This is a genomic window from Paenibacillus sp. FSL E2-8871 (assembly GCF_038000345.1).
GTDB lineage: Bacteria > Bacillota > Bacilli > Paenibacillales > Paenibacillaceae > Paenibacillus_AQ.
The window spans coordinates 529,428-545,472 of record NZ_JBBOBV010000001.1; the positions used below are offsets into that span (position 1 = coordinate 529,428).

Sequence of the window (16,045 nt, forward strand, 5' to 3'; positions counted from 1 at the left end):
ACTTTTAACATTTACAAGGGAATGGGCGGTTTCGTGAAGAATACTAGAGGACAGAGACAGCAGGGGGAAGGGGAATACCATGAAGCTCCGCCGTAAAATCTTGTTCGCTATTATTCTTCTCGTCTTTATTCCAGTGATTCTGATGGGGATTGTTACTTACGTTAACTTCTCTAACGCTATGGAGAAAAAATCAAGTAACTTTTACTGGGTTTCACTGCTCGAAACGGATCGAAAGCTCAAATTCGCCCTTAGTGAGATCTCCTCGATCTCAAATTCTGCGATCACACAACCGGTTATTCAACAATCGCTCAAGCAGACTAACTTTGTGCTCACCTATGATCGCAAGCAGGAACTCAACAACTTACTCATCAATCATCCGATGATTACTTCATTTAGTTTATATAGTAAAGATCGGTTGCTTTATCAATACAATGCGCCGATGTCCTTTGAGGAGATGAAGAAGCAAAGCTGGTTTCATACTATGGAAAGTGCTGAGGGGCGCCCTGTATGGTCAGGACCTGGTGAGAACGGTTCGGCGTTATCGGGCCATCCGGTACTTGTGCAAGCCAGAGTAATCAAAGATTATTATTCTCTTGAAGATATAGGCTATTTGGTCGTTAATGTTAAGCCTGATTTACTGGATCAGATTTTCTGGGAAGCAGCAACTCTTAAGAAGGGTGATATTCTGCTGGTGAACAAGCTGGGGAATATCGTTTTTAACAAATCCGGTGAACATATTGGGCAGCGCACGGAGTTCCCTTTTTTAGAAAATGATTATGCCAAGGAACAAAACTATTACATCGACAACTATCAGGGGGAAAAATCACTCATAACCTTCCTTCCTTCACATAATAAAGACTGGTATTTGGCAGCGATTACACCGATGAATCTAATCTCTTCGGAATCTATATCTATTCGTAATATTGCGATTATTTTGAGTACGGTTTCATTGTTATCCGCCATTTTGTTTGACCGATATTTTGTTAGAAGGCTCGTTTATAGCATTAACAGCGCGGTCAACGGGATGAAACGGGTGAAGCAGGGGATTTTTACACCTATCACTACACGTTATCGTGCGGATGATGAAAGTGATTTTCTGATTGATGGCTTTAACCGGATGAGCACACAGATCAACGAATTGATTGTGCAAGTGCAGACGGAGCAGGGGCGCAAAAAGGAAGCGGAAATGAAGGCATTAATGGCGCAGATTAATCCTCATTTTATTTATAATTCACTAGAATCGATTAATTCGATGGCCGTGCTGCAAGGTAATAAAGATATTAGTAAAATGGTCATTTCACTCGGCAAGCTGCTGCGAATCAGTATTAGTCAGAATCAAGAGCTGATACCGCTGCAAATGGAGTTTGAACATGTTCGCCATTATCTGGATATTCAGAAGTTCCGTTTCGAGGATAAATTTTCGTATATTATAAATCTTCCTGAGGGTCTTAGAACGTTTATGACTCAAAAGCTGATTGTTCAGCCCATTGTAGAGAATGCATTGTACCATGCGATTGAGCCGATGGAGGACCCTGGAATCATCGAAATCACAGCCTATGAAATGGGTACGGATATGATCATTATCGTAAAAGATAACGGTCCGGGCTTCGACTTAGCCAAGATGATGAATCTATGGGATAACGAGGGAGGCGGCCAGAAGAAATATAGTGATAGTGGTGTAGGACTTAAGAATGTTCATGAGCGCCTGAATATCAGATTCGGCAGTCCATATGGCTTACTTGTGTGTTCATCCCCTGGATTTGGTTCAACGATTCGAATCCGAATACCAAAAATACTGCCATAATCGATCATACAGAGGAAAAGGGGGGAGATTGACATGAAGTGGTTATTGAAGTGGGGCTGGATGTGGATATATCTAGTGCTGATATCTGGCGCTGTTCTATTTATTACTTTAGGAGATCACGAACCGATTGAAGATAATTCACCAGAAAAAATAACGCTGACTTTCCGTCACTTCTGGATCAAAGAGCATGATCGGCCATTGCTGGCTATCTTTGAAGAGATCGTGGATAAATACCAAATTGCGCATCCGAATGTGAAAGTCAATTTTGAAGGACTAGACCAGACGATACACCGTGAACAAAAGCTGAAAAGCGAGATGGTTACTGGCAAGCCACCAGATATGTTTGTCTTATTTGGTGGAGCTGAAATAGAACCGTACGTGCGCTCCAATCGGCTGGTTGATCTGACTGATTTCGTCCGAGAGAACGGTCTAACCAATCAATTCAAGGATCTGCATCTATGGACCTTTGACAACCATATTTATGGATTGCCCATCGAAGGAAACGCTGAACCTCTGTATTTCAATAAGACTATTTTCAACAAGCTTGGTCTCGGGGCGCCTACAACGCTTCAAGAACTCGATGATGTCATACTGGGGCTCAAGGCTGGAGGATACATTCCGTTTGCACTCGGTAACGAGGATCGCTGGCCTGCCGGGATCTTTGCACATTATTTAATGGATCGTTATGCTGGCTCCGAAGTGTTCCAAAAGCTAATCACAGGTGAAGATCAAGCGAGCTTTCAGAGTGAGTCCTATTTAAAGGCTTTTGAGCATTTGGATCAATGGATAAAAGAAGGTGCCTTTAGTCCCCAGTCTAATGATCTCTCAACTGAAAATGCAGTCGGTTTGTTTACAAGCGGCAAGGCTGCGATGTATTTAAACGGGAACTGGGATATCAATTTATTTTCTGGTAGTGCGGCTCCAGCAGATTTTCAGAATGAGGTAGGCGTTATTCCATTTCCTGCCTTGAAGCAAGGAGAGGAGCCTTCGATTGCGGGGGGATATACCATCGGCATCGGTCTTTCCTCCGAACTAAATGGAGCTAAACGGGAAGCCGCTTTGGATCTTATGAAGGCTTTTTACACGCAGGAAGTTCAGACCCGAATTGTATATGAAGGACTGAGAATTCCATCCATTCGTATTGCTTTTGATCCGGAGAAGACCGGTCCGGTATTCGCGCAAGTGATGGAAATGATGGAAGTGAACCGCAAGAGTTTTGTGCCTTACGATAACGTATTATCACCTGAAGTTAAGAAAATGTTCCTAAGTGTCATCGAAAAAATGATTAACGAAGAAATGTCTGCAGATCACGCTTTAAAGCTAGTGCAGGCATCATCGATGGAATACTGGAATCTGATCCAAAACTCAAGTGTTCAATAAGCATGGAGGTGCTGGAATGGATGAGAAAGAAGAGAAATATAAAGTACTGCTCGTAGATGATGAGCCGATAATTCTTCGTAGTCTAAAAGTAGCTATTCCATGGGATGATCTCCAGATGGAAATTGTGGGAGAGGCTCGAAATGGAGAACTAGCCCTCCGCTTAATAGAAGAAACTACACCTCATATTATAATCAGCGATATCCGTATGCCTGTGATTGACGGAATCACTTTGATGAAGGAAGTATTACCAAAGAATTCTAAGCTGGTATTTATCTTTATAAGTGGTTATGGGGAGTTCGAATATGCGAGAGAAGCTTTGCGTCAAGGGGCCTTTGATTATTTGCTGAAACCCATCGACCATGATGAACTCGTTGAAATGCTATACCGAGCGAAAACGAGGCTGGATGAGCAAAAAGAAAACGATCAGATGATGCATTCCGTTCAGATGCTGTCGATGCTAGCACGTGAACGGATGTTTGCTGAAATTACTTTGGGAAATGCAAGGCCGCTTGAGCACCTGAAATGGCTGGAGAACAGTGAACTTGAGAGTGGATATTTCATGGCTGTTGTCCAATTGGATGATTATTCTGTGCTTACTGGGCAGTGGAGTGTGGAAGAAAAGCGGCTGTGGCTGTTTGCGATCCGTAATATTGTTGAAGAGTGGTCGCTGGAACATGGAGTACTTACAGTCTTTCCTTTTCATAACGGGGAGTGGATATTGCTCTTTCCTGGATCTTTAAGCGCGAACAGAAGAGAACTAGGTGAACATTTAATTACAGGGATCAAAAGATACTCCAAGCTAAGCTGCTCTGTAGGAATCAGCCGCTGTACACAAGGGATTGATCAATTAAGTACGGTGTATCCATTGGCTGCGAAGGCTTTGTATCAACGTTTCTATTATGGTCTTGCCGGGGTGTATACAGATGAGGAAACAACCTTTGCAGGCAATACAGAAGTGAAATATCCAAAAGAGCTGGAGACCTCGTTGATAGAGAGTATTCGTACCTTGAATAGAAACCAAATGTCATCGTTGTTTGATAAGTTGGCATTATATATTGAAGCTCAAGCTATTCCTAAAGAGATAGCAGAACGTCTTCTCGTGGAAATGGTTGTTGTGTTATACAGACATTTTGAACATTTGAATCTAAATTCGGATTGGTCTCTACATGGGTTACTAAGTAAGCTGCACCATTTGGTTACCTTGAGTGAAATGATGTCTGCGTTGAAGGAAGAATTTGGGGAGCGATTGGATCAAGGTAGTAAACCTGTGAATCGGGAAGACACACGCAGTTCCATCGAGAAGACAAAACGTTATATCGAGAGTAATTATTATAAAGACTTAAGTATTGAAGAAGTATCGGAGCTTGCCGATCTTAGTGTCAGTCATTTTTGTACTTTATTTAAACAAATAACAGGCTATACCTTCTTGGAGTATGTGACTCACTGTCGAATGGAGAAGGCGAAGGAAATATTGCAAAGTAGTAATGTGAAGGTATATCAGATCGCTCCACTAGTTGGTTATCAGGATCCACGATATTTTACTCAAGTCTTTAAAAAAGCTAGCGGTCAGACGCCTACGGAATACCGTGAAGAGCATGCGAAGCAAGCTAATTAACGAAGAAATACTCGGAATGCATAGCTAAATGGGTAAAAATAGAGAAAAAGTATGACATTTATCATACTCTTTACTTGATATTTATGACTTATAGGATGACACTTTATCTCCTATACTTAGGATAGATAAAAAGATCCTTAGCCAGACACATCAAGGAGGAAACGATAAAGATGACTACAAAACAGACATCACAGCTCTCCAGTCTTAAAAAAAGTGTAGCCCCATATGAAAAAAACGACCGCAACGCGAGCATAAGACAGCTCATTAATACTTTAGGGCCACTTGTGCTGCTATGGGGAGGAGCTTATTTTTCTTTATCCGTTTCCTACTGGCTCACCCTTTTGTTGGCCATTCCTGCAGCAGGATTTGTAATCCGAACTTTTATTATTTTCCATGATTGTACACATGGATCGTTCTTTAAGAATCGTAGAGCGAATGATATTATCGGAACGATCACAGGTGTATTAACACTTGTTCCTTATCGTCAGTGGAAGCATAGTCATTCCATTCATCACGCCAGCTCCAGTAACCTCGATAAAAGAGGGATCGGCGACATATGGATTATGACTGTTGACGAATATGAAGCAGCTTCATTCTGGAAACGTCTGTATTACCGGATTTACCGTAATCCAATCGTGATGTTCGGTTTAGGACCTATTGCTGTTTTTATGATTCAGTATCGGTTTAATGCTAAAGGCGCTAGACGTAAAGAGCGGATGAATACCTATTTAACAAATGTATCTATCGCAGCTCTCTATGGTTTGCTTATTTGGGCGATCGGCTGGCAAGCCTTTATCATGGTGCAATTGCCTATAGCTTTTGTATCCGGTTTTCTCGGAATATGGTTGTTCTATGTTCAGCATCAGTTCGAGGATTCCTACTTCGAGAATGAATCGGAGTGGAGTTATGTTATGGCTGCCGTAGAGGGAAGCTCATATTACAAGCTACCTAAGCTATTGCAATGGATCACAGGGAACATCGGATTCCACCATGTCCATCATTTAAGTCCAAAGGTACCCAACTATAATTTAGAAAAAGCACATAATGCTACGCCACCATTACAAAAGGCGACGACCATAACGCTTAGCACTAGCCTGAAGGCTCTACACTTCCGTCTTTGGGATGAGGAGAATAAGTGCTTCATCAGCTTTAAAGAGGTAAAGTCGAGACTAAGCAAACCTAAGGTAGCGGGAGAAGTCTTACAAGTTCATAAGACTAGACTCCAAGGAGAATAATAACTATAGGTTCGAACAAAATAGGATTATAAAGAAAGGTTAGAGCCGGAGAAATCATTCGTAGCTCTAATCTTTTTCTATTTATCGTAGTGGTTCAACAGATTTTCACTGAATTTGTGCTAGAATAAGGAGAGTAATGTATGGTAAAAAGGAGAGCGGTCATGCAAAAGTGGCATCATATTTTTCATAAAAGCACAGGTCTCAGCCCTTATGTGTGGGTCGTTTTTTACATTCTGCCGTTTTATTTTATATTTCGCTCCTCCTCTACCTACCAAGTAGTTTGGGGAATCTTGATGATTGCTGTATTTTTTGTTTGTTATGTGCTTTCCTTTGTTTCTAAGGGGTGGCTGGTTTATTTCTGGACGAGTGTCCAAATTATAGTTTCTATAACGATGACGCTTTTGTTCGGATATATGTATTTTGCACTTTTTCTAGCCTTTTTTATTGGGAATATACAGAATCGAGTAGGGTTCTTCACACTGTACTCAATTCATCTGTTAACTACGATCATTACAATCAATTATGAGCTGCTCTCGCGTAATTCAGTGTTTATTAGTCAACTACCGTTCGTGCTAGTAAGTATGATTGCAGTGATTCTACTTCCAATCAGTACGTATAACCGAAATAATCAGGGCAAGTTACAAGATCAATTGGAGGATGCGAATAAGCGAATCTCCGAACTCGTTAAGATTGAAGAACGTCAACGGATTTCGCGAGATCTTCATGATACATTAGGTCAGAAGCTTTCATTAATTGGTCTTAAGAGTGACTTGGCGGGAAAGCTAATTGATTCTAATCCTACGCAAGCCAAAGCTGAGATTAATGATGTACGGCAGACAGCGAGAAGTGCGCTAAAAGAGGTCCGGGAAATGGTTACGCGAATGCGTGGCATTCGGCTTGAAGATGAACTTATTCATATTCAGCAGTTTCTTGCAGCTGCTGAGATTGATTTTAAGCTGGAGGGAAATCCGAAGCTAACCAATACCTCATTGATAACTGAAAATGTGCTAAGCATGTGTATAAAGGAAGCTGTCACTAATGTTGTGAAGCACAGCGGGGCAAAGTCTTGCTCTATTCAGATTAACCCCTCACGCACGGATCTAGTCATTAAAGTGAAGGATGACGGGACTGGGATACCCGGGAACGATCTTTATTTTAAAGGTCATGGGCTGCAAGGCATGAGAGAGCGTCTTGAATTTGTGAATGGCTGTATGGATATCGTGAGAGATAGCGGGACTACAATTGTGATTAAAGTACCCAATGCATTCAAACATCAGGAACAGGAGGTCATCCTATAATGATTAAAATTGTAATCGCTGAGGATCAACGAATGCTCCTCGGGGCGTTGGCTTCTTTGCTTGATTTAGAAGAGGATATGAAGGTCGTAGGCCGAGCAAGTAATGGGGAAGAAGCTGTTGCAATGGTTCAGCAGCTTAAACCGGATATCTGTATTATGGATATTGAGATGCCGGCAATGAGTGGTCTCGACGCTGCAGAAGCCCTGAAAACTAGCGGCTGCAAAACGATGATATTAACGACCTTTGCCCGGGCGGGATATTTCGAACGTGCGCTCAAAGCGGGTGTTCATGCTTATTTACTGAAGGACAGTCCTAGTGAAGAATTGGCACTCTCTATCCGGAATGTTATGGCAGGCAGACGCATGTATGCACCGGAGCTGATGGATGAAGCCTACAGCGGTGAAGTGAATCCATTGACTCAGCGGGAGAAGGAAGTACTCGGCCTGATCGCCGATGGCAAAAATACGAAAGAAATTGCCAGCGAGCTGTACATTACCACTGGTACGGTACGGAACTACATTTCTGTTATCCTCGATAAGCTGGATGTGGGGAATCGGATTGAAGCGATCACTCGATTTAAGGAAAAAGGCTGGTTTAAATGAAAATATTAAATTTTTTAATGTTATTTTGATGTTAACACTCGCCAAATGTTCTCGACCCGTATATCATTAATTATCGGCCTATTATTCACAATAGGACAGTTAATCAAAAGGAAGTGTATTTTCTGATGTCAAGAAAGCTAAGAGCCGGCATAGTTGGCGGCACAGGTATGGTAGGACAACGTTTTATTGCCCTTTTAGAGAATCATCCTTGGTTTGAAGTAACTGCGATTGCTGCCAGTGCGAAATCTGCTGGGAAAACGTATGAAGAATCGGCCAAGGGCAGATGGAAGTTATCCACTCCAATGCCTGAGAACGTGAAGAATATTATGGTTCAAGATGCTTCTAAGGTAGAAGAAGTAGCTGCGGATGTAGACCTGATCTTTTGCGCAGTAGACATGAAAAAAGAAGAGATTAAAGCGCTCGAAGAAGCTTATGCTCGTACGGGTACTCCAGTTATCTCCAATAACTCAGCGCATCGTTGGACACCGGACGTGCCTATGGTTATTCCTGAGATTAACCCAGAGCATCTTGAGGTTATTGCGCAGCAAAGAAAACGTCTGGGAACTGAGACTGGTTTCATTGCGGTTAAACCTAACTGCTCCATTCAAAGTTATGTACCTGCACTTCATGCGCTCAAAGAATTCAACCCTTCTAAAGTTGTAGTCACCACTTACCAAGCAATTTCGGGTGCGGGCAAGACTTTTGCTGACTGGCCTGAAATGCTGGACAACGTGATTCCTTACATTGGTGGCGAAGAAGAGAAAAGCGAGCAAGAGCCATTGCGCATCTGGGGAAGCGTGCAAGAAGAAGGTATCGTAAAAAGTGAAGCGCCGACGATTACTTCGCAGTGTATCCGTGTGCCTGTAGCGGATGGACATATGGCTGCTGTATTTGTTTCTTTTGAGAAAAAGCCATCCAAAGAAGAGATTCTGAAACTCTGGAATAGCTTCAAAGGACGTCCTCAAGAGCTTGAACTGCCTAGCGCCCCTAAACAGTTCATTACTTATTTCGAAGAGGAGAACCGTCCACAGACCAAACTGGATCGTGATATTGAGAATGGTATGGGCGTATCGACGGGCAGACTTCGCGAAGATGCCATCTATGATTACAAATTCGTAGGTCTCTCCCATAACACCCTGCGCGGAGCAGCTGGCGGTGCTGTATTGATCGCTGAGCTTCTGAAAGCAGAAGGTTATATTCAGCCTAAATAAAATGGATAAGCTGTAAAGCTGATTCGAAATAGACACCTCATCAAAGCTTAGTCTTTGATGGGGTGTTTTTTAATGGGGTGATTTGGTAAAATAAGTTAGGGAAGGAGCTGATATACCTGTATAAATATTTATTAGCTTTTTTATGGTTACCTTTAATACTATTCACAAGCGGATGTACATCATCAACTCAAGAGGAGCAAGAGTACGGAATATCTTCTATCAATGCTGAAATTCCTGTTCCGAAGAACGCCAAGGAAATCGAAGTGACGACAACTTCAAGTAACCCTAATATAAAAATAGGCGTAAAGTACGAATTGGATAATATAGGGGGAGAACAAGGTCTTTACCGGCCTGACCACTACTTTAATAAATTAGAGGATGCTGGCTGGGTGGAGCTGGAGGATAAGCGGTTAGGGCATGTGCAATTTTTCGAAAAAGAGGGTACTGTCATCGCGATTGAAATACATGAAGATACCTTTGATATTCATGAAATGAATAAAGATGCTAAATACTAATCAGAGCATCGTTAGACGAAGCTGAGCTATTACTTAAACAGAAAGTTTGAGAGTGTGGTAAAATAGATGAAGTGTATAAACTATACGAATTCTGAATGACTGACGGAGTGATAAGATGGGTGCAAAAAGTAAAGGTGGCGGCACGGGCAGAGGTACGGGGAGTAAGGGCTGGACACGCTGGAACAAAACAGCAAAACCAGTTAAACCTGCAAAAGGTGCTCCAACCACGGGTCCAGGCGCTAAAGATGCAAGTGGAAGCAAGGGCAATAACGTGAAAAAAAGCGGAAGCTCGAAATAGCTCCCTTGAAATCAATTATTCCTGAAGGTTAACATCTGATTTTGATCGTTAAAATCAGGTGTTTTTTTATGGATAGATGCAAGTATCAGAAGGAAAGTAGGATCATCAGTGAGAATCGATAAATATATAAGCGAAACAGGCTTCTGTTCCAGAAGGGAAACGAAACGACTCATTGCCGCAGGGCGGATCGCTGTTAACGGCATCGTCTGTGATGCGAATATTCTTTTAGAGCCAGAGGATATCGTATGGATTGATGGAGAGCCCATAACAAGCAGTAAAGGGGAGCCGGTATACATCGCGCTGAATAAACCGATAGGCATCACCTGTACAGCTGCGCCAAATGTGGCCGGGAATATTATAGATTTTGTAGGTTATCCCTCACGGATCTTTGCGATCGGCAGATTAGATAAACACTCGGAAGGCCTCATTTTGTTAACCAACGATGGAGATATCGTAAACAAAATGATGCGTTCCGAGAATGGGCATGAAAAAGAATATGTAGTTCATGTAGACAAGCCAATAACGTCAGAGTTCATACATGCCATGTCTAGTGGTGTGGATATTCTTGGCGTCACAACAAAACCTTGTGAGGTCTCTCGGATCGCGGAATGTCAGTTTAGAATTATCCTAACTCAAGGCCTTAATCTGCAAATACGCAGAATGTGCAAGGAGTTAGGATATAGAGTACTAAAGCTAGAGCGTATAAGAATCATGAATATTACACTTGGTAGTTTGGAGCGAGGACAATGGCGACATTTGAGCGGAGAAGAGCTGAGTGAGCTTATGACCCGCTTAAATTAACTTCGTGAACAAATCCTCTGGCTGCCAAGGCGATGTCTTCAGCGCCCGCAATAGCTGAGATAACGGAGATACCGTCCGCACCCGCAGCTAGTACTGGTGCTGCATTGTGCACCGTGATCCCGCCTATGCCAACCAAAGGAATCGTAATGCCGCTGTTTCGTATTTCTTCAATAACTGATGTGCCTCGAACAGCTTGGGCATCCTCCTTGGAAGAGGTAGGATAAACAGGACCAATGCCCAGATAATCGGCTCCATCCGCTATCGCCTGCCGAGCTTCGGCGAGCGAATGAGCGGACACACCAACGATCTTATCCTCGCCAAGCAACTGCCTAATCGCTAGCGCAGGGGTATCATCTTGTCCTACATGAATGCCGTCCGCATCAAGGGCGATGGCTAGATCAATATCGTCATTAACGATAAAAGGGACTCCGTTAGCACGACATATCTTTTGGAGCCGTCTTCCTAAATTAAATTTAACTTGGGCAGTTAATGCCCCCGTACCTTTTTCACGAAATTGGAACATTGTTATGCCTCCCGCGACGGCTTCTTTTAATACCTTGGCTGGGGCTATCCGACAATTCACACTGCCCATAATGAAATAGACTTTTAATAAATCCCGCAGTTGATCACTGTCTATTTGCTTCAAGGTTCATCCCTCGCAATCTAATCTGATATGCAAAATGATTCGTAGGTCCATGTCCAGCCCCTATGCCCAGCTCGTCTTCAATCGCCGCTTGTATAAAAGCTTTAGCTATGTGTGTTGCTTCGGGAACGGTTTTGCCCTTGGCAAGCTCGGCAGTGACTGCTGCTGAATAGGTGCAGCCTGTGCCGTGCGTGTGTCTAGTCTGAACTCGTTGACTCTCCATAAAGATGAATTCGTGACCATCATATAGGAGATCCACAACAGCCTTAGTTGAGGTATCATGCCCACCTTTTAGCACTACATAGTTAGAGCCCATGGCATGAATAATTTTAGCCGCTTCTTTACGATCGTCTATAGTAGTGATGCTTCTGTTGGTAATCATTTCAGCCTCTGGAATATTGGGTGTCGTCACTAAGGCTAGCGGGAGGAGATGATTGATTAAGGACTGAACAGCTTCTTGCTGTAGCAGCGTGGAACCCCCTTTAGCAACCATCACAGGATCAACTACAAGATTACGCCAGCTGTATTGCTGGATCTTCTCTGCTACGATACGTATGATGTCACTGTTAAAAAGCATCCCGGTCTTCACAGCATCCGGCTTCAGATCAAGTCCAATGGAATCAAGCTGCTGAGTAATAGCTTCCAGTGTCAACGGATAAACGCCTTGAACTCCGAGGGTGTTCTGGGCTGTCACAGCCGTAAGAGCACTCATTCCATATACAGAAAGCTCCTGAAAGGTTTTTAGATCTGCTTGGATGCCAGCGCCACCACCGCTATCCGAGCCGGCTATAGTTAAAGCTTTAGATATCATCATTGTTCACTCCTTAGGGTTGTTATCTGAGTTGCTTGATTATTGATTTATCTTGGTAAGTTTCAGCTGTGACCAAGCTCAATTGATTTAGAAACTCGATTTGAAAGCTCCCCGGACCTTGTCCAGTCGTTAGTTCAGCGGCGATTTCAGCAGCCACTCCATAGAAGGAGAGGGCTTCGACTGCGGCTTCAAGAGATGCTCCTTCACTTACCGCTAGAAATGCACCGACTACTGCACTTAGCAGACAACCGGTTCCCGTTACTTTCGTTAGAATAGGGTGACCGTTGCTGGCAATGTAGGTGTTATCTCCATTTGTGATGACATCGTCTTTTCCGGTGATGATAACTACACAGCCTAACTTCCGCGCGGCAGTCTCAGCCAAGACGACTACGTCGCCATCCCCTTCGCCTGCATCTACCCCTTTAATAGACCAGCTTTCACCAATGACATTGGCAACTTCAGCTACATTGCCACGTAGAGCGGTAATCTGCATCTCATTCACTAGCTTTTGAGTGACCGCTGTTCGATAAGAAGTGGCTCCCGCACCCACTGGATCAAGAACTAAGGGAACGCCGTGCTTATTCGCAGATTGTCCCGCGAGCACCATGGATTGAATGGCGTAGTCATTCAGTGTGCCGATATTTAGAACTACGGCAGATGAATATGCGGCGATATCGACCACTTCCTCGTGAGCATCCGCCATAAAGGGGGAGGCACCGAGCGCCAAAAGACCGTTGGCAGAGAAATTGGCTACGACGATGTTGGTGATATTGTGGACCAGTGGATTGGATTCCCGTACTTTGGATAGATAACTCATGATTATTCCTCCTCAAGTTTTATGAGCGAATAGCTAATGTTTAAAAATTAATAAAAGCATCCTCAGCTTTGATGTCAGTAGACAGTAAATCATTGTCCGATAGCCACTGTCTTACCTTCTCCCAAGACGCTGGAGCTTGATATCCAAAATCTTGATCACCCGCATTCATTAGCGGTAGTAGAATCGCCAGGCTCTTCTCTTCAATTTGCTTATCGAGTGGAGAGGTCTTATCTTCGTGTGCAAGCAGCAAATTTAATGCTTTTTCCGGATTATCCTGCACAAATTGTTGTCCTTTTGTAATTGCATTTACAAACTTTTTGAAATAGGACTCAGAATTTTGTATTCCTTGATCGCTGGCGACAAGGACTAGCTCATAATAATCGGGGACTCCGTAATCCGTGGGATTGAACGAGTTCACGGGATGACCTTCTTTTTCCAGGATTAATTGTTCGTGGTTAATGAACCCTCCCATAATGGCATCCACTTGCCCCGTCGCAATCGCCGGAATAAGGTCAAAGCCTACGTCGATTAATTTGCTAGCCTTAGGGTCACCCCCATCGTTTTGGATCATCGTACGAATCATGGCTTCATAAAGAGGAATGGAAGAATACCCAATCTGTTTACCTGTGAGGTCTTTTGGACTATGAATGTCACCAGCCTGAGGTACCATTAAATGATTAAGCGGATGCCTCACAATCGCTGCAATCGAACGTACTGGAATGTTCTCACTGCGTGCCATGAGCACCTGAGGTTGATAACTAAGCGCTAAATCGATTTGATTCGCTGCTACAAGCTTCAGTGCGTCATTGCTGTCTGCGGGCATTTGGATCTCTACGTCCAGACCTTCCTCTTGGAAATAACCATTCTGCTCAGCAGCATATAAAAAAGAGTGAACGGCATTGGGATACCAATCGAGCATAATCGTCAGCTTGTGCGTTTGTTTAATTTCGTTAATAGATGAATTAGCAGGAGGACTACTTACATTGGATGCTTTTCCGCAGCTGGTGAAGATTAGGAGTGAACATATGAGAAATACGGGAATAAGCCATTTTCTTTGGAAATTAAAATCATTCATTGCTTAGATCCTCTTTTCTTTAAAAATAATGGTTCGAGCAGAGCTATCATCAGAAACAACACTACACCGAGCGCGGACAACAGAAATACAGCGGCGAACATTTCGGCACTTTGCATATTTCCGGCCATCCTTCTGCTAAAGTAACCGAGTCCTTTGCTGCCGCCGAGCCATTCGCCGATGGTTGCTCCAATCACGCAGTACACAATGGATAGCTTTAGTCCTGAGAAAAAAGAGGGCAGCGCCAGCGGGATTTGGGTTTTAGCAAGCAGTTGCCAGTGGTTTGCGCCAAATGTTAACAATAAGTCTTTGTACGCTTGACCACTTGTACGAAGTCCGTCATATGTACTCACAACGACTGGAAAAAAAGCAGTTAGAAACACAACAGCCACTTTGCTCCACAGCGTATACCCGAACCACATAATAAAAATGGGGGATAGCGCGATTAACGGGATCGTCTGACTGATAATAAGGAACGGATAGATGGCCTTTTCAAGGGGGCGAAATAAGAACATTCCGGTGCCCAGCAGTGAACCACAGATAACCGAGAGAACAAAACCTACCAATATTTCCTGCAGTGTCGCCAATAAATGCGGTCTGAGTAATTGCCTGTGTTCGATCAATGTCATACCTATTGAAGAAGGTGCAGGTAGGATAAAGGCTGGAATCAAGTGAAGACGAACAGCTGATTCCCAGATCACAAGAATGAACAATAGCAGTAGAATGAAGGGGCCGTAATTGTTTAAATATTTTTTAAAAGGTATGGGCTGCATACAGTCTCCACTCCAACTCTTCCCGTAACGCTATAAACCGGGGTTCATAGTTCATCTTGTAATGTCTTGGCCTCGGTAAATCAACGACGATCTCCTGTAATTCGCTATGCATGCCTCCAGACAATAAATAAATCCGATCGCTTAGTAACAGCGCTTCCTCTAGATCATGGGTGATGAGCATCACTGTTTGATCCAGCTCATCCCAAAGCTCCAACAGCCAACGGTGTATCTCCCGTTTGGTCATAGCGTCGAGCGCTCCAAATGGTTCATCTAGCAGCATAAGACCGGCCCCGCCACCAGCTACAAGCGTTCGTAGAAATGCGACTCGCTGTTTCATGCCACCCGATAGCTCATGGGGATAAGCCCTCTCTACATCGGCCAAACCGAAGCGTGACAGCATTTCCCGAATGTGAGAGATCGTCTGTTGTTTACTAAACCTTGGTTTAATCTCCCAGGGCAAAAGACAGTTGTCGAGCACGGTTCTCCAAGGAAGCAGCAAATCCTGCTGAGGCATGTATGCGATCTGACCTAAGCGGGTAGAGGATGACGAGTTCGAATGAATTATTATTTTCCCATGAGTGGGTTCGAGCAAGCCTGCTATAGTTTTGAAAAGCGTACTTTTTCCGCATCCGCTAGCCCCAATGACAGAGACAAATTTTCCTTGCCTGATATCCATGGATAGATCTGCGAATACAGGGGGTTGTTCTGATTCCGGAAAGGAGTAGGTTAAGCCTTGAATGGATAGGATTGTCGTGATGATCGAACCTCCTAAAAAGTTTTGTGAGCGTTGGCTTCTTGGAAAGCATCTTACAAAACTTGCTTCGGAAGCCTACGCTTAAGTTTTGTGATTGATTGTAAACAAATAAAGACCCATTCATTTCCGGTGGGAAATAAATGGGTCAAAAAGTTCATTCAGCATAGGAACACTAAAAATGCATGGGATGAAAATTCTGCTCCACTTCCCTCCGCTGGTATGATCCAGATCAGGTTCCAAGGGTCCGGAGCTTGAAGCTCCGTCTCAGTCGGCCGACTCCCCTAGTGAAATAACAGGTCCATATTTAATTTGTTTATAAATATACCATATCTTTCTGAGATGTAAAGAGAGGATCTTGTGAAGGATTATTCTAAGAATGGGTAATATAAGGGTAGAGATTTACCTAATATTACAAT

The 16,045-nt window shown here is 43.4% G+C and carries 16 protein-coding genes and 1 riboswitch; of the genes, 10 read left to right on the forward strand and 6 right to left on the reverse strand.

The genetic code is table 11. The annotated features are described in order from the left end of the window. The first annotated feature begins 79 nt into the window (after positions 1-79). The 10 genes from NYE25_RS02440 (at position 80) to NYE25_RS02485 (ending at position 10,759) form a co-directional block, all read left to right on the forward strand. Positions 80-1,804: a cache domain-containing sensor histidine kinase gene (locus NYE25_RS02440; RefSeq protein WP_341145008.1), complete on the forward strand. Its 1,725-nt coding sequence runs from the start codon at positions 80-82 to the stop codon at positions 1,802-1,804. Positions 1,805-1,837: 33 nt separating this feature from the next. Continuing rightward, complete coding sequence (locus NYE25_RS02445) at positions 1,838-3,184, forward strand: ABC transporter substrate-binding protein (RefSeq protein WP_341145009.1); 1,347 nt, start codon at positions 1,838-1,840, stop codon at positions 3,182-3,184. Between the two features lie 16 nt (positions 3,185-3,200). Then, on the forward strand, positions 3,201-4,799 hold the full coding sequence (locus tag NYE25_RS02450) for a response regulator (RefSeq protein ID WP_341145010.1): 1,599 nt from the start codon (positions 3,201-3,203) through the stop codon (positions 4,797-4,799). A 170-nt stretch (positions 4,800-4,969) separates the two neighbouring features. Next, positions 4,970-6,034: a fatty acid desaturase gene (locus tag NYE25_RS02455; protein ID WP_283911607.1), complete on the forward strand. Its 1,065-nt coding sequence runs from the start codon at positions 4,970-4,972 to the stop codon at positions 6,032-6,034. 161 nt (positions 6,035-6,195) lie between these two features. Then, the gene (locus NYE25_RS02460) at positions 6,196-7,332 is read left to right on the forward strand and encodes a sensor histidine kinase (protein ID WP_341061130.1); all 1,137 of its coding nucleotides are present in this window, start codon (positions 6,196-6,198) and stop codon (positions 7,330-7,332) included. Beyond that, entirely contained in the window at positions 7,332-7,934 is a 603-nt protein-coding gene (locus NYE25_RS02465) for a response regulator transcription factor (RefSeq protein WP_042187498.1), read from the forward strand. The genes NYE25_RS02460 and NYE25_RS02465 overlap by 1 nt, the downstream gene beginning before the upstream one ends. A gap of 125 nt (positions 7,935-8,059) precedes the next feature. Next, the gene (asd, locus tag NYE25_RS02470; RefSeq protein WP_076282867.1) at positions 8,060-9,145 is read left to right on the forward strand and encodes an aspartate-semialdehyde dehydrogenase; all 1,086 of its coding nucleotides are present in this window, start codon (positions 8,060-8,062) and stop codon (positions 9,143-9,145) included. 263 nt (positions 9,146-9,408) lie between these two features. Beyond that, positions 9,409-9,660, forward strand: coding sequence for a hypothetical protein (locus NYE25_RS02475; protein WP_076282866.1), 252 nt, complete (start codon positions 9,409-9,411; stop codon positions 9,658-9,660). A gap of 115 nt (positions 9,661-9,775) precedes the next feature. Continuing rightward, complete coding sequence (locus NYE25_RS02480) at positions 9,776-9,958, forward strand: DUF3934 family protein (protein ID WP_042187505.1); 183 nt, start codon at positions 9,776-9,778, stop codon at positions 9,956-9,958. Between the two features lie 108 nt (positions 9,959-10,066). Next, positions 10,067-10,759, forward strand: a complete 693-nt coding sequence (locus NYE25_RS02485; protein ID WP_341145011.1) for a pseudouridine synthase — start codon at positions 10,067-10,069, stop codon at positions 10,757-10,759. Here NYE25_RS02485 and thiE read toward each other — a convergent pair. From thiE to NYE25_RS02515, 6 genes are read right to left on the reverse strand one after another with little or no spacing between them, the layout of a single operon-like run. Continuing rightward, positions 10,740-11,396: a thiamine phosphate synthase gene (gene thiE, locus NYE25_RS02490; protein WP_156113226.1), complete on the reverse strand. Its 657-nt coding sequence runs from the start codon at positions 11,394-11,396 to the stop codon at positions 10,740-10,742. The genes NYE25_RS02485 and thiE overlap by 20 nt on opposite strands. Then, positions 11,386-12,213: a bifunctional hydroxymethylpyrimidine kinase/phosphomethylpyrimidine kinase gene (gene thiD, locus NYE25_RS02495; protein WP_341147668.1), complete on the reverse strand. Its 828-nt coding sequence runs from the start codon at positions 12,211-12,213 to the stop codon at positions 11,386-11,388. Before thiD ends, thiE begins: the two co-directional genes overlap by 11 nt. A gap of 22 nt (positions 12,214-12,235) precedes the next feature. Then, entirely contained in the window at positions 12,236-13,030 is a 795-nt protein-coding gene (gene thiM, locus NYE25_RS02500) for a hydroxyethylthiazole kinase (RefSeq protein ID WP_341145012.1), read from the reverse strand. Between the two features lie 40 nt (positions 13,031-13,070). Then, the gene (locus tag NYE25_RS02505) at positions 13,071-14,105 is read right to left on the reverse strand and encodes an ABC transporter substrate-binding protein (protein WP_341145013.1); all 1,035 of its coding nucleotides are present in this window, start codon (positions 14,103-14,105) and stop codon (positions 13,071-13,073) included. Next, a complete protein-coding gene (locus tag NYE25_RS02510; protein ID WP_341145014.1) occupies positions 14,102-14,875 on the reverse strand; it encodes an ABC transporter permease in 774 nt (257 codons plus the stop codon). Before NYE25_RS02510 ends, NYE25_RS02505 begins: the two co-directional genes overlap by 4 nt. Then, positions 14,856-15,551, reverse strand: coding sequence for an ABC transporter ATP-binding protein (locus NYE25_RS02515; RefSeq protein ID WP_341145015.1), 696 nt, complete (start codon positions 15,549-15,551; stop codon positions 14,856-14,858). Before NYE25_RS02515 ends, NYE25_RS02510 begins: the two co-directional genes overlap by 20 nt. Before the next feature lie 267 nt (positions 15,552-15,818). Beyond that, positions 15,819-15,922: riboswitch (TPP riboswitch) on the reverse strand. Positions 15,923-16,045: the final 123 nt, after the last annotated feature.

Excerpts from the sequence above, each read along its gene's own strand:
- NYE25_RS02515 (WP_341145015.1), bottom strand. The coding sequence starts at position 15,551 with ATGGATATCAGGCAAGGAAAATTTGTCTCTGTCATTGGGGCTAGCGGA.
- NYE25_RS02465 (WP_042187498.1), top strand. The coding sequence starts at position 7,332 with ATGATTAAAATTGTAATCGCTGAGGATCAACGAATGCTCCTCGGGGCG.
- NYE25_RS02455 (WP_283911607.1), top strand. The coding sequence starts at position 4,970 with ATGACTACAAAACAGACATCACAGCTCTCCAGTCTTAAAAAAAGTGTA.
- asd (WP_076282867.1), top strand. The coding sequence starts at position 8,060 with ATGTCAAGAAAGCTAAGAGCCGGCATAGTTGGCGGCACAGGTATGGTA.
- NYE25_RS02450 (WP_341145010.1), top strand. The coding sequence starts at position 3,201 with ATGGATGAGAAAGAAGAGAAATATAAAGTACTGCTCGTAGATGATGAG.
- NYE25_RS02505 (WP_341145013.1), bottom strand. The coding sequence starts at position 14,105 with ATGAATGATTTTAATTTCCAAAGAAAATGGCTTATTCCCGTATTTCTC.
- NYE25_RS02440 (WP_341145008.1), top strand. The coding sequence starts at position 80 with ATGAAGCTCCGCCGTAAAATCTTGTTCGCTATTATTCTTCTCGTCTTT.
- thiD (WP_341147668.1), bottom strand. The coding sequence starts at position 12,213 with ATGATATCTAAAGCTTTAACTATAGCCGGCTCGGATAGCGGTGGTGGC.
- NYE25_RS02460 (WP_341061130.1), top strand. The coding sequence starts at position 6,196 with ATGCAAAAGTGGCATCATATTTTTCATAAAAGCACAGGTCTCAGCCCT.
- NYE25_RS02445 (WP_341145009.1), top strand. The coding sequence starts at position 1,838 with ATGAAGTGGTTATTGAAGTGGGGCTGGATGTGGATATATCTAGTGCTG.
- NYE25_RS02510 (WP_341145014.1), bottom strand. The coding sequence starts at position 14,875 with ATGCAGCCCATACCTTTTAAAAAATATTTAAACAATTACGGCCCCTTC.
- thiM (WP_341145012.1), bottom strand. The coding sequence starts at position 13,030 with ATGAGTTATCTATCCAAAGTACGGGAATCCAATCCACTGGTCCACAAT.
- NYE25_RS02480 (WP_042187505.1), top strand. The coding sequence starts at position 9,776 with ATGGGTGCAAAAAGTAAAGGTGGCGGCACGGGCAGAGGTACGGGGAGT.